The following is a 13826-nucleotide window of genomic DNA, read 5'->3' on the forward strand; positions in this document are numbered from 1 at the left end:
AACTCCTTGTGTTGTTTATCTTTGCGTTATCAATATAACCATTGCCTGTTAAAAATATTTCAGTAATGACACTGAAATTTATCAAAATATTAGAGGTTATAAATTAAAAAAATAAATAAACAAAATTATTAGTGTAGATCTAAACACCTATATCAAAGTATTGACTATACAAGAAGTAGAGCAAAGGTTTTGCCTACTTACTCTATGTATAGTAGTTGTTGTAATGCTGACGAAAATTTGTATTTTATGCAACTAAATCTCTGACAACTGAGAGTAAGACTTTAGACTGTCTTTCATGCCAAAATTCTTTGGAAACTGCCCTTCATAATTATTCAAAATCTTCAGAATTACCCATGCCATATCTTTACTAAATCTGGAGTCCATTTCTATGGATAATACGCTTTGAGCAATGATTTGGATGCCTAAACTTAAAGACTTTCAAAAATAAATTATCTGATTATGGCTATGAGCATAACGCACTGCTTAATAAATACAAGGTGCGTTAATGTGTGAATATAACGCACTTATGATAATTGGCTGAATATTTCTTTGAGCAGAAATCATTCCTAGATATTCTGATGTGGATAGAATAGTGTGTGCCCTATTGAAGTCTATTAAAAAATGCAGTTATAACTAACTGTTGCCTCGGCGTTACACTCAAACACCATTTAACTTACTATGTTTATTGTCCCCCAGTTAAATGGCTACATCTGTTTGCCGTTAGGTCATTATGCCAAAATCTAAAAAAAGTACTACTCCAATCAATCTTAGCGATCCACAATATTATCTTAACCGAGAGTTAAGCTGGTTAGAATTTAATGGCAGGGTTTTGCATGAAGCCTGTGACGATCGCACTCCTCTTCTGGAACGCCTGAAGTTTTTGGCAATCTTCAACTCTAATTTGGATGAGTTTTTCATGGTGCGTGTTGCTGGTTTAAAGCAACAAGTAGAAGCGAAAGTCAGCCTCTTGAGTCCCGATGGTCGCACACCACAACAACAGCTAGATGATATTCGGTCTACCCTCTCTCCTCAGGTAAAGAAACAACACCAAACTTTTGAGCAAGTACTTCGCCCTCTGTTAGTAAATCATGGCATCCATATTGTGGATTACATAGATTTAAATCAAAAACAGCGGACTCATCTCAACAGCTATTTTGAGGAACAAATTTTTCCAGTTTTGACTCCCTTAGCTGTTGATCCCAGCCATCCGTTTCCTTTTATTTCTAATCTCAGTCTGAATTTGGCAGTTGTGGTCAAAAACCCAGACACCGAAGAAGAATTCTTTGCCAGAGTTAAAGTCCCTAATGTTCTGCCGCGATTTTTACCGTTACCGCCTGAATTGGGAACCCAAGAAAACGAAAAACCTACTAACTGGGTTGGGGTACCTTTAGAACAAGCGATCGCTCATAACTTGGAATCCCTATTTCCAGGAATGAATATTCAAGAATATCATCCGTTCCGCATTACCCGTGACGCTGATTTAGTCTTAGAAGAAGATGAAGCAGATGATTTATTGTTAGCGATCGAACAAGAACTGCGAAAACGGCGTTTGGGTGGAAGTCCAGTCCGGCTAGAAATTCAATCCCAAACACCTGAACCAGTGCGATCGCGATTATTGCATGATTTAGAATTAACAGACAGTGATGTTTACGAAGTCGATGGTCTTTTGGGATTGCGAGATTTGATGTCTTTCATGTCCTTGCCACTACCAGAACTCAAAGATCCACCACGTCAATCTGTTGTACCATCACGCCTGCAACGTCTTAGAGAACCTAATTTAAACCCAAATTCACTAGAAACGGATGAAGGAAAAGACTTTTTTTCGATAATTCGGGAAAAAGATTTGTTAGTACACCATCCCTATCAATCTTTTTCGGGTTCTGTGGTGCGCTTTATTACTTATGCTGCCTACGATCCGAATGTATTAGCCATCAAGATGACTCTTTACCGGACTTCTGGCGACTCACCTATTGTCAACGCTTTAATCGCCGCCGCCGAAAATGGCAAGCAGGTATCTGTGCTGGTGGAATTAAAGGCGCGGTTTGATGAAGAGAATAATATTTATTGGGCAAAACGATTAGAAAGAGTTGGCGTTCACGTTGTCTATGGTTTAGTGGGGCTGAAAACCCATAGTAAAACTCTGATGGTAGTCCGGCGAGAAAAAGACCGGATGCGTCGGTATGTACATATTGGCACTGGTAACTATAATCAGAAAACTGCACGGCTGTATACAGATTTGGGATTATTTAGTTGCCGTGAAGAATTGGGTGCCGACATTACAGATTTATTTAATTTTTTAACGGGTTACTCTCGGCAAAAATCTTATCGGGAGTTACTGGTTGCACCTGTGAATATGCGCGATCGCTTTTTGGTACTCATTCGCCGCGAAATTGAAAATGTTCAGAAGGGCTTTTCTGGGCGCATTGTTGCCAAAATGAATTCTTTAGTCGATCCCGAAATTATCGCTACTTTATATGAAGCTTCCCGCGCTGGAGTGCAAATCGATTTAATTGTTAGGGGCATTTGTTGTTTGCGCCCAGGACTCAAAGATATTAGTGAAAACATTCATATAATCAGCATTGTCGGTCGCTTTTTAGAACACTCTCGGATTTATTATTTTCATAACAATACACAGGAGGAAATATATATTGGCAGTGCTGACTGGATGCGCCGCAATTTAGATCGGCGAGTGGAAGTAATTACCCCAATCAAAGACCCAGATATTGCTAAGGATTTGCAAGAAATACTGGGAATTATGCTCGCAGATAATCGCCAAGCTTGGGAGTTACAAGCCGATGGTACTTATATTCAACGCCATCCCTATGATGATTCTCCAGAAGCCAATTCACAAAAAACTCTCATTAATATGGCATTACGTTCAACTGGTGTAGCCTCAAACTTGATTGATTAAAAAATAAGTTCTTATATTTTGACAACTACATAAACTTAGGTTTTTTTTAAGAAATTTTAATTTTTTGAAAACTTATCTAAGTTATTTCTCATAGGTTTATACAACTTATTCAACCATAGGATAGAGTAACTGCTGGCACTCATTCCCATAAACTAGAGGAGTTATTGTAACTAATTTTGTCTCTACTCCCAATGTTAATGTTATCCTGTGAGACTTCTACCTTGCGTGTCCTAGTAGTYGACGATCACGAACTTACTCGTTTAACCTTACAACTAATTTTTTCTTGCCAGGAAAATATTCAAGTAGTAGGTTTAGCCAGTAATGGTGAGGAAGCTATAGAGATGGTTAAACTTTGCCAGCCTGATGTAATTGTTCTAGATTTACAAATGCCAGTTATGGATGGCTGGAGTGCGTCGAGTCAAATTAAAGCTATATCTCCGAGTACTCAAATCCTTGCTTACTCTTCAGTGGAGGATGTAAATTTTTACGATCCAAAAAAAATGTCTAGCTTTGATGATGTTTGTAAAAAAGATGTACCTACTTCTGAACTCATTGCTTTAGTTAGGCAACTAGGTAACCGTGTAGAAGATGGCCCTGTCACACAGTGAATAACTGTCTATTCCATTACCAACCCTGTCTTAGCTCAATTATTGGAACTTGAAGACATAATACTAATGTAAAACGTCGGTATATCCCGAACTTAAAGTTTACACCGACGCGGTTTGTGATACTTTATACTCTCCTATTGAATCTAATTTAACTATATTTCTTTTTTTGGAACGATCCGCCGAAATTCATCAATTAACTCATCTAATTCTTCCAAAGCCTGATTTACGTCAATCCTTAAAGTTCCTAGATTTGGTTGTTCCAATAAGCTCAGCAAGTAGTCCCGCTTACTTTCCACCACAGCAATTCGTTCTCTTATGATCTGTAAATCCATTATTTTTCTTCGTGTTTAAGTACCTTTAAGTTTAAACTTAACTCATAATCCAATATTGTGGAACACTAAGTAAGTCAACATCAGACTGAGAAAGGGTTTTAATTCACTTAATTTGGACTATTGCAGGCTAGTACAGCGGAGCGGAAATAAACCAACCATTTTAAATGTCTGAAACCCTTGCGAACAGCTAATTACGAATCAGTGTCTTCACAGCTAAGCCGTGTCATCTCCCAAGGGGAGACGCTTTAGCGCAACAAGCGTTATTATGTAGCTTGCTTCTCGCTGGAGGCGAGAATTACGAATTACGCCTTGCGGTACTAGGTAGCTAATTGAGAATGCTGCAAAGAAGATGGGCTAATGCTCTTCCCTAATTTGTTACTCATAACCGATGATAATAAATACTAATACTATTTCAAAAAATTCCTACTACAACTACGTTTGTAGGGGCATACAACTGTAAATCCTTACAGGCAATTCATTAGTTATAAAATTTTTAGAAATAGTATGAGGTATTAACACATTTATACTTATCTAAGCTCATGCTACGCCAAATCTCTTTAGGAACATTCGGTTTAACTATCGGTAGCATATTAACTATCATTGGCTTCGTTGCCTATGCTTCTAATAATGCAACACTCAATCTTGTTGGATTTTTTTATGGAATTCCTCTATTATTGGGGGGGCTAGCACTGAAAGCTAATGAACTCAAGCCAATATCCTTTAGCCAACCAACGTCACCATCAACATTAATATTACGCCAGCAGCAAGCAACTGTAACTCAAAATAAAATTCGCAAAGATATCACCCGATATTGCTATGGTCAAGATGCTCATTTCGATACAACACTTGATTTTTTAGGTTTGAGTCTCAGCGATGAACAACGACCAATACTTACAGGGTTGCGAGAAACAGAAGTCAATGGAAGCTATACCCTAATTCTAGAATTTGATTCACCACTAATACCAATTGACCTATGGCAACAAAAGCAAGAAAAGATGACTAAGTATTTTGGTCCTGGGGTAGAGATTCAAATAACCGAGCCATCTGAAAATAAAATTGAAATAGCATTCATAAAAAATTCTCAACAAGAGTCAATAGTCAATAGTCAATAACAAAAATTATAGTCAGTCAGAATTAGAGACTATGTAGTAGGGAAAACAGGGGCAAGACTTGTTGTAAGTTGTCCTCTTGTTTTTATGTCCTCACATTCGCTACCTCTTTGTTGAGCCGATGAATGAAAAGCTAAGCAACTCTAAAAAATTCTCTTTAAATTGCTGACTGTTGACAGTGGGATATTTATTATTTACAACTTTCTTATATCAATTTGAAGAAGGATTGGGATAAATAATTTTACAAAATTCCAATCGATAAAGCGCTTCCCAATGCTTTTGGGTGAAGCTCCTGTCTTTAAAAGTTGTGTCACAACTTTTTGTTGCATCGAACAGAGCTACACTAAGGGTAGTTCCCTACAAAGAAAAACCTTCCTTCTCCTTATAAAGATGCTGTACGAGTAGGCCTAAACTCACCAGGTTCCCTTAGCAAAATCTAAAATCTAAAACCAAAAATAGTATTACTTTTCTAGACGAACTGCATACCACTGTAAATATTCTCCAGAACCAATGTCTAATTCGCAACTGGTATCTAATAAATACTGCGCTTGAGCCTCAACACTATTAAACTTTTGCAAGTCTGGTGGCAAATCTTGAATTTTAAGTTGTTGGAGAATTGTTTTGAGCTTTTCTAACAACTCTAATGGTGTCAAAAATTGTTCTTGTTGATTTGTTTCTAAAACAACAAAGATATCCTGCTGATACATGAGTGGGTCTGGCATTTTTAAAATTTAGTGAATTATAGATAAATTTTGATTTTTCTACAAAAACTTTAGAGTTAATTTTAGATAGAAACACAGATTACACAGTAGTCTTAAATTTATTATAAATATTTTATTTACTTCATTTTTATCTGCGTTATTTAAGTAGCTCAATCTTGAAAAACGTAATTTCTAATCTTTGTGATTATTTGGTTTCACTCCGTATAAAAATATAAATATTATGTAATTATACCAGTATATGAATCCCTTTTAAGTTTATTAATTGAAGCCAACTGATATTAGTATTTAGTATTAGCTATCTTCTAAACGCAGCTTAGCAATTGGTTTGCCCTATCTGATTGAGTTAGTAAACCAAGTACAAAATTAAATAATTAAGGTGCCAATTTGTAATTCTGAAAAAAATTGTAATTTGACTTTAATAATAGGGAAATATAACAGTAACATTTCCTACCATAATTATATCCTAATAAAAAGGTAGCAATTGCCTTTGTGTTCCAATTATAGATTGTATATGCAACTTAGTTATCTACCACTTGCTTGGCTCAATAACATTGAGCAGTCTATTCTTAAAAAACAGTTGATTATCAAGCCAAAAACACCCTAATTGCAGATGCTGGCATCAATCAAAAGAGCGATCACTCCCATGCGATCAAGTTACCCAACCTTTTTCAGGATAGTCTCGCAAGTAGAACGTAACTCATGTCAGGCATAAGTCCATTTTCTCTTTCTAAGCAACCGCCACTAATTCTAGTGGCTGATGACGACAAAACCATTCGAGTATTGTTGCGTAAAGCTATGGAACAAGAAGGCTATCGAGTGGTTGAGGTCAATGATGGCAAGCAATGTTTAGATGCTTACGAGACAATTAAACCAGATATAGTTTTGTTGGATGCTGTAATGCCGGTGATGGATGGTTTTACTTGCTGTAAGCAGTTGCTCCAGATTGCTAGAAATAATTTAATCTCAGCACTCGCAACCTTTGATACTGACTCTGTGCTTGGTAACACCGTAATTTCAAAGATATGGGAGCGAACTCCCATCTTAATGATCACATGCTTAGACGATGAGGAATCTGTAGACCGTGCTTTTGAAGCAGGAGCAACTGATTACGTGACTAAGCCAATTCATTGGCCTGTATTGCGCCAACGGTTGCGTCGACTGCTACAGCAAGCCCAAGTCTACAAACAGTTAGAGGCTGCAAACCAAGCTTTGCAGCACCTCGCCAATGTAGATGGTTTAACTGAGTTACCGAATCGTCGTCGCTTTGACGATTATCTTAATACTCAATGGATAAATTTGGCACAGGAAGCATGTCCCCTGTCACTGATTTTGTGTGATATTGATTTTTTTAAATTTTATAATGATAAATATGGTCATCCTGCTGGGGATGTCTGTTTACAAAAAGTGGGTGCTATCTTAAGTAAAAAGGCACAAAAACACCAGGATTTAGTAGCGCGTTATGGTGGCGAAGAATTCGCTGTGATTATGCCATATACTCATGCATCTGGTGCAGTTCACCTTGCTGCAACGATGCAAGCAGCAGTCAGAGATTTGCAAATTGTTCATGACGGTTCTGCGGTGAGCCAGTATGTCACTTTAAGTATGGGCGTAGCAACTGTTATCCCTACTTGGGAATCCTCACCTTTAGATTTGATTGTGCGGGCAGATAAAGCGCTTTACCAAGCAAAAGCAGGAGGGCGCGATCGCTTTGTCTCAAGTCCTTAGTTATCATTGGCTAAACAGGGCATGAGGCATAACTAACAAGGATAAACTGGTAGTGTGAAGTGAAACCATGCTCCGCTATTAGGAGCTGAGTCTACCCAAATTTGACCATAATGCGCTCGGATGATACGTTGGCATAAACAAAGACCAATGCCGTAACCATCTGTACCTTCATCCCGTTGCAAACGGAAGTGGTTTTCAAAGATGTGATCGCGATTTTCTACAGGAATACCAGGCCCGGTGTCGCCAATACTAAACTGAACTTTTTGGGTGGTGCGGTGTAATCCAGCAATACTAATCTTGCCACCTTCTGGCGTATATTTGATCGCATTATCCAATAGATTTACTAGCACTTGACGGATGCGTTCTGGGTCAGCATATACGTATGGCAAGTCGTTGGGGATATCTGTTTCTACTAATTGGGATTTGCTAGTACAGCGATCGCACAATTCTTCTATTACATCTAAACACAGTTTACCTAGCTGTACCTTTTGCGGTAGTATAGGAATTTCTGTGTCTTGACCGCGACCTACTTCTAAGAGGTCGGTAATCATCTTATCAATAATTTTAGCTTGACTGCGGGCTTGTTTTAATAAATGCGCTGTCATTGATGGTTTGAGGCGCTGGAATTGACCTGTTTCTAGATTGTAATTAGATTGAAGAGTTTCAATAGCGATCGCCGCAGCAGTTAGGGGATTACGCAGGTCGTGTGCCAACATAGCAATCACTCGGTCTTTAAACTGTAGTTGCTCCTGAAGATTTTCTTTTTCCTGTTTCAAACGAAAAATTTCGTCTGAAAGGCGGATGAGTTCAGCAGAGACAGCTACAGAACGGATTGTAGATTTGGGCGATGTTATCCGACCATTGTCATCTATACGTTCTTGTAAGTCTTCCTGTAATTTTAAGTAAGCCTCTACAGCACTTTGCCAGCGAGGCCACCAATTTTTCAATTGCGCTATTATATTACTTCCAGCTAGAATCTGCCGTGGTTCTGGATGGATTTTGATTAAAGCTGGCGTTGCTACTAATTTAAAATGTTCTGCCAAGTAAGGTTGTTGACCAACATCGATAATTTGCTGTTCAAAACTGTACTCAGCCTGCAATTCTTTTAAATAAGCACGTATTCGCTGCACCTGCTGTCGAGACTTTGGGCGTCCATCGACAAAAAGTAGTAGCTGGAGTGGAGCCTCAGAATAAATAGGCTGATCCTGGGAAACTTGCATGTAATCGTGTTTCAGCACTGGTAACAACCTGGCGACGCTTTACAAAAAGTAAAATTAACTAATGGTTGTCGATGGTCGTCCGTTTTTCTTCAATTTAATATCTATTTTAGATTTTTCATACTCTTATGAGATCTGCGTTTTTGACATCAGATAAATCTTTTTGAGCCTTTAGCCTTGTTTTGGCTAACTTCATCTCCAAGAAAGACTTTTGCCTTTGAATAGAAGTCTTTATTTGCCCTGAATCAAAATTTTTGCCAAAGTCAGCATGTGAAAATTTTGATCCTATGTCAAATCAGCTAATCCAGCAGTATGTGAATTTGATTACTCGCTTTGACCAAAGGAACACTGAACCAAACGTAGATGCTAATTGTATCCGATCTATTAGGTAACTGTTAACTATTTAGACCAAGTGTGTAGAGGGTTTTCTTGAGTCCCAATGGATTGAATAAAGTGTCTTCTGTACCTCTATCTAATCATTTAGGATTGGAAAACAGTCATAGGTAATTACTAGCTGGATAAATTGGGAAGCGCACGTTATTGGGATCGTCCTCAAAAAACCACTCCGCTATTGCAGAAAATAAAGGATAGGTTGCTTGGGGAAAGTTTTGGATAACATATGAGCCGCACCTTTAGAAGAAGCACTTACTGCTTTCGAGACTGCCAAGAAACTCTTAACTACGCTACAACTAGCACTTTACTAGAGAATCAATTGATAGATGCTAGGAAAACTGCTGCGACAGTTAACTAAATAATTTTGGATTTTAGATTGTCAACAGCGCAGCCGAGCTGAGTCAGACGCTTTTATGCCGCTAAGGCTTTTCTATCAAGCGTCTTTTAGATTTTTTAGTATCTCTACTCTTAGGCAAGCTACATACCTCACTTCAAGTGGGTGAAGTATGAACTAAAATCCTCAACAACCCAGTTACCTCAAGGTTTGTTTGAATCTAAAATCGGTCTTTAAAAGTTTTGATTGCTGGAACCCAGCGCTCAATGCCAGTTCTCACAAGTTTTTTAACCATACAAGCAGTCACTCATGAGAGAAACCCCTTGTTGTACACGCTGCTAACCCAAGCGACTGGCTCAACTTTTGGCAAAATCTCAAATCCAAAATCACTTAACTGGTTTGGTAATGACCCTACCTAAAGAACTATAAACTTACGCTAAGTTCTTGGAATTGGTTACTTAACACTGGCATTTTTGAGACATTTCATTATTTAGCTTACCATCGTCAGATGAATAATCTTCAGAATCGACTTTAAGCCAACATTTAGCCAATTTCATTGATTCCCCTTTTTTGATGAGGCTAAGGGGGCTTTATTCATAGTCTATCACTAGAGTGGCTGGCGATCGCATTGAGCTAGTGCATTTAGCCGTATATTCAAGGTTTTAGTTGCAAAACTGTCATTTAGCGAGTTATCAATCATTTATCCTATCCAATTACTCAAAATATCGATCACTATCCCAAATTTTCTACATTATGAAACTATAAAAATTTTGGATGATAACTACTCTGGCGTGATTTGTGTTTTTTTCCCAAAATGTTATTTTGGCAGAATTTTAGGGAAATCTATAAATAAGCATGGGAATTATCAAAACCTAATGGCTGTAAAACGAAGACAACACGGTAGCTTCTGCTACCGTTTACTAATTTTTGAGACTAGATTGTAGTGCTACGCACGGTATTGAGGACTGGAAAATTTCTTGCCGATGTGTAGTAGTAAATAGAGATAGGTTGCGAGAAGAGTTAGGGAACTAAACCCCTAAAATTTTGATACTTGCGCCCTGAAACAGGCATAGCTATCAAAATTACATTGCTTGTCGCTTATAGTACCCGATTTTAATTGCTCTACGTATGTACTATACTTTATTCATAATCCTTTGTGAGCAAGCTTTTTGATACTTGACGGCAAAAGTCACGTAGTATAAATATTTATATAATCACAAGGAGAAAATGAAAGTGTCAGAAACTGCGGATACAAATCGATGGGCAGATGAATGGCTCGATTCCGTTGCTAACGGCTCCAATACCATGAGCCAGCGAAAACTATCTTCTGTTGAATTGCGCGGAGGCGGGATAGAGTTCGTCAAAAAAATTGCCGAAAGCAAAGGGGTTCATTTACTTATTATTGAAGATGACAAGGGGAATGAACTTGTTGCAGCGAGTGCTAAGCCTTTTAGGGTAGTGTGCTAATTTTAGCAGCTATGCGTCTTAATTTATTGGCTTTGATTCCAAGCTGAGTAAGGGGATTACCAAGCATCTAGTTTTTTCACTTTAATTTGAACAACCGCGGTACCTAGAATTAAATATGCCTAAATGGTAAACCGTGGACTTACCATTTCTTAATTATGCTTTTCCTGACTTAAATAGTACTTCCTTTACCTATTTGGGATAACACCCAGTACCCATTCCCATTTAATGAATAGTTTGCGCTAGGGTAGGAACTGAAACTCAATTTGTGATTTCTTGTGCTTCCTGCTAAACGTCCAGCTGTATTTTTGAGTTTGGCTGTTTTATTCACTTCGTTAACAGCCTGTGCTAACACTCCTGTAGCTAAAAACCTTGAGCAGTCTTTGGCGGCAGATCAAAGACTGCAAAACAATCCGGTTGTCTTTGAAGAATCCCAAGGTAACCAATCACAAGCACAGCAAAACGACTCAACAGTTCAGTTACCAGCTGATTTTCCCCGAGATATTCCACTATATGCCAATGCCAAACTACAGGAAGTTAAACCTGCTAGTGATTCAGAAAACAGAGTCTCAACTCGTTGGTTGAGTTCTGACCCTAGCAACTTGATTGCTAGTTTTTATCGTAGCCAGTTACAAACAAATAACTGGCAAATTTTGCAACAGCCAACAGATGATGGAGTAGGTGTCTTTGAGGCACGTCGTAGCAATTCGCTACTAAAAGTTTCTATTCAGCCTCAATCAGTTACCAACGCCACACCTAATCAACCCCAAACAGCAACTCAATTACTAATTGAGTACGTACCAAATAATAGTACTGCAACAGCACAATCTACTCCAGCTACAAATCCTAACAAAACTACTAACGACGTTCCCCAACCAGGAGATCCGCAGTTCATCGGGCCTGTACCGCCTGTCAACTTGGCATCACAGCCACCAAGCACGGCTAATAACCAACCAGTTCCTACAGCTATACCTGAATCTCAGACATTCAACGATCTCAATAAAGTACCACAAGAATCGCGACAACACATTCAAGATTTGGCTGCTTTAGGTGTTTTATCTATAGAATCAAAGACAACTAAGAGTAATTCTGCTGGTACAACTAATCAATTTGAACCCAGTAAAATCATTACACGTCGAGAATATGCCCGTTGGTTAATTGCTGCTAATAATACTATGTATGCCAACAATCCAGCTAAGCAAATTCGCTTGGCATCTGAAAGTACTCAACCAGCTTTTAGCGATCTATCCTCAAAAGACCCTGATTTTCCGGCAATTCAGGGATTGGCTGAGGCTGGGTTAATTTCCAGTCCTTTATCTGGAGATTCTACAGCTGTTTTGTTTCGTCCTGATGCTCCGCTAACACGGGAGGTGTTGTTGCTGTGGAAATTACCTTTAGATACTCGCCAAGCCTTACCTGCTGCTAACTTGGAGGCGGTCAAACAAACCTGGGGTTTTCAAGACGCAGCTCGAATTGATTCTCAGGCTTTAAGAGCAGTATTAGCTGATTTTCAAAATGGCGAACAATCAAATATTCGCCGGGTGTTTGGCTATACGACCCTGTTTCAACCTAAAAAACCAGTAACTCGTGCTGAGGCGGCTACGGTTTTGTGGTACTTTGGCACTCAGGGTGAAGGTGTATCGGCTACTGAGGCTTTAAAGTCAAAGCGATCGCCAACCTAATTATCTTCTCCACAGCACAAAAGTGGACAAATAGAATCTTTAAAAGCAAAAGTTTGCTACTTCTTTATAATGCCCTCAATTTTTATTAAGAAAATGTAATTCTAAGTATTTACAGAGTTTTTACCTGTGTTTGATGAGTTTCTCAGGCATACTGTTAAGTATAATAGCGTAAATTTACTGATTGAATATGCCTGATTTTGAAGTGACTCAACAACAGACAAATTCTCAGATTATTGCTTCTTAACTGCTTTTAAACAAACTCAAAAATACCACAGATAAAATAAATATGAAAAAACAAGCTGTAGCGGCAGGATTTGTTCTATTTTCTTTCATGTTGCCGAGCAAAGCCTCAGCTGCAAGTTTTGATGGGCTTTATGTATTTGGCGATAGTCTTTCCGATACAGGCAATATATATAATCTTACCGATAAAGGATTTCMTCAAAGTCCACCTTACTTTCAGGGACGTTTTTCTGATGGACCGAACTGGGTAGATTATCTCGGAGATCAGCTAGGGTTGAAGCCTACTCTATCCACTACTATTCCTTCCATACCTCCTACCCAAGGGATAAACTTTGCTATCGGTGGTGCTAGCTCTGGTTTAGGTAATGCTGTCCTTCCTGATTCAGGTTTACCAGGAGTACTGGCACAAGTCCAGGGTTTTGCTCAAACTTTGAAAGCAAACAATCAAACTGCCGACCCAAATGCACTTTATACATTGTGGGGAGGTGCGAATGATTTGCTTTTTGCTAACTCCCCAAACTCGAGCAAAAATCCAATCACTAATATATCGTCGGCGTTAAATACTCTCATAGGAGCCGGCGCAAAAAATATTTTGGTGTTTAACTTGCCAGATTTGGGACAGCTACCAGCAGCTAAAACTGATGGTCGCGATCCAACAGCCCTTAGTAAATCAAGTAGCGAGTTTAACTTAGGTTTAGCAAATACTGTAAGTACTTTGAACCAAAACCCGAATCTCAACATCACCTCTATTGATATTTATTCTTTATTTAATCAGGCAAGCACATTGGGTTTTACGAATGTAACCGAGTCTTGTCTATCTAGACCAGATATATGTCAGCCAGGAAACAACAAGTTTCTGATCTGGGACGGTGTCCACCCAACCACTACCGCTCATAAGGTGATCGCCGACACTGCACTGGCAGCGATTGATGCTAAGTCTGTTCCTGAACCAACTACCGCGTGGGGGACATTGTTGGCAATAGGTGCTTTTGGTGCAGTAGGAGTAGTGAAACGTCAACAAAAAAGGTCAGTACTTGTGTCAGCAGGGCGGGTTGTTGATCCACAATAGTCTCATATAACAGTTGAAAA

Annotated in this window: 10 protein-coding genes; 7 read left to right on the forward strand and 3 right to left on the reverse strand. The window is 38.8% G+C overall.

Annotated elements, in window-relative coordinates; all coding sequences use genetic code 11:
- Positions 1 to 730: 730 nt before the first annotated feature.
- Together ppk1 and FCR06_RS10860 are read left to right on the forward strand one after the other, a co-directional pair.
- Entirely contained in the window at positions 731 to 2911 is a 2181-nt protein-coding gene (gene ppk1 / locus FCR06_RS10855) for a polyphosphate kinase 1 (RefSeq protein ID WP_138499434.1), read from the forward strand.
- A 191-nt stretch (positions 2912 to 3102) separates the two neighbouring features.
- Complete coding sequence (locus FCR06_RS10860; protein ID WP_138499617.1) at positions 3103 to 3519, forward strand: response regulator transcription factor; 417 nt, start codon at positions 3103 to 3105, stop codon at positions 3517 to 3519.
- Positions 3520 to 3671: 152 nt separating this feature from the next.
- Here FCR06_RS10860 and FCR06_RS10865 read toward each other — a convergent pair whose 3' ends face one another.
- The gene (locus FCR06_RS10865; RefSeq protein ID WP_138499436.1) at positions 3672 to 3851 is read right to left on the reverse strand and encodes a hypothetical protein; all 180 of its coding nucleotides are present in this window, start codon (positions 3849 to 3851) and stop codon (positions 3672 to 3674) included.
- Positions 3852 to 4390: 539 nt separating this feature from the next.
- On the opposite strand from FCR06_RS10865, the gene FCR06_RS10870 reads away from it, so the two are divergent.
- The gene (locus FCR06_RS10870) at positions 4391 to 4963 is read left to right on the forward strand and encodes a DUF2854 domain-containing protein (RefSeq protein WP_138499439.1); all 573 of its coding nucleotides are present in this window, start codon (positions 4391 to 4393) and stop codon (positions 4961 to 4963) included.
- Between the two features lie 458 nt (positions 4964 to 5421).
- On the opposite strand, the gene FCR06_RS10875 is transcribed toward FCR06_RS10870, so the two are convergent.
- A complete protein-coding gene (locus FCR06_RS10875) occupies positions 5422 to 5682 on the reverse strand; it encodes a chlororespiratory reduction protein 7 (protein ID WP_138499441.1) in 261 nt (86 codons plus the stop codon).
- A 699-nt stretch (positions 5683 to 6381) separates the two neighbouring features.
- Between FCR06_RS10875 and FCR06_RS10880 the strand changes: the two genes are divergently transcribed.
- Positions 6382 to 7407, forward strand: coding sequence for a PleD family two-component system response regulator (locus tag FCR06_RS10880; RefSeq protein WP_138499443.1), 1026 nt, complete (start codon positions 6382 to 6384; stop codon positions 7405 to 7407).
- A gap of 32 nt (positions 7408 to 7439) precedes the next feature.
- Here the strand turns inward: FCR06_RS10880 and FCR06_RS10885 are convergent, their stop codons facing one another.
- Complete coding sequence (locus FCR06_RS10885; protein ID WP_189523375.1) at positions 7440 to 8645, reverse strand: histidine kinase; 1206 nt, start codon at positions 8643 to 8645, stop codon at positions 7440 to 7442.
- 1939 nt (positions 8646 to 10584) lie between these two features.
- On the opposite strand from FCR06_RS10885, the gene FCR06_RS10890 reads away from it, so the two are divergent.
- From FCR06_RS10890 to FCR06_RS10900, 3 genes are all read left to right on the forward strand, one after another.
- Entirely contained in the window at positions 10585 to 10818 is a 234-nt protein-coding gene (locus tag FCR06_RS10890) for a hypothetical protein (protein ID WP_138499445.1), read from the forward strand.
- A 275-nt stretch (positions 10819 to 11093) separates the two neighbouring features.
- Positions 11094 to 12497: an S-layer homology domain-containing protein gene (locus FCR06_RS10895; protein WP_138499447.1), complete on the forward strand. Its 1404-nt coding sequence runs from the start codon at positions 11094 to 11096 to the stop codon at positions 12495 to 12497.
- A 286-nt stretch (positions 12498 to 12783) separates the two neighbouring features.
- A complete protein-coding gene (locus FCR06_RS10900; RefSeq protein WP_138499449.1) occupies positions 12784 to 13806 on the forward strand; it encodes an SGNH/GDSL hydrolase family protein in 1023 nt (340 codons plus the stop codon).
- Positions 13807 to 13826 lie beyond the last annotated feature (20 nt).

The organism is Nostoc sp. PA-18-2419 (assembly GCF_005869855.1).
Lineage (GTDB): Bacteria > Cyanobacteriota > Cyanobacteriia > Cyanobacteriales > Nostocaceae > Nostoc.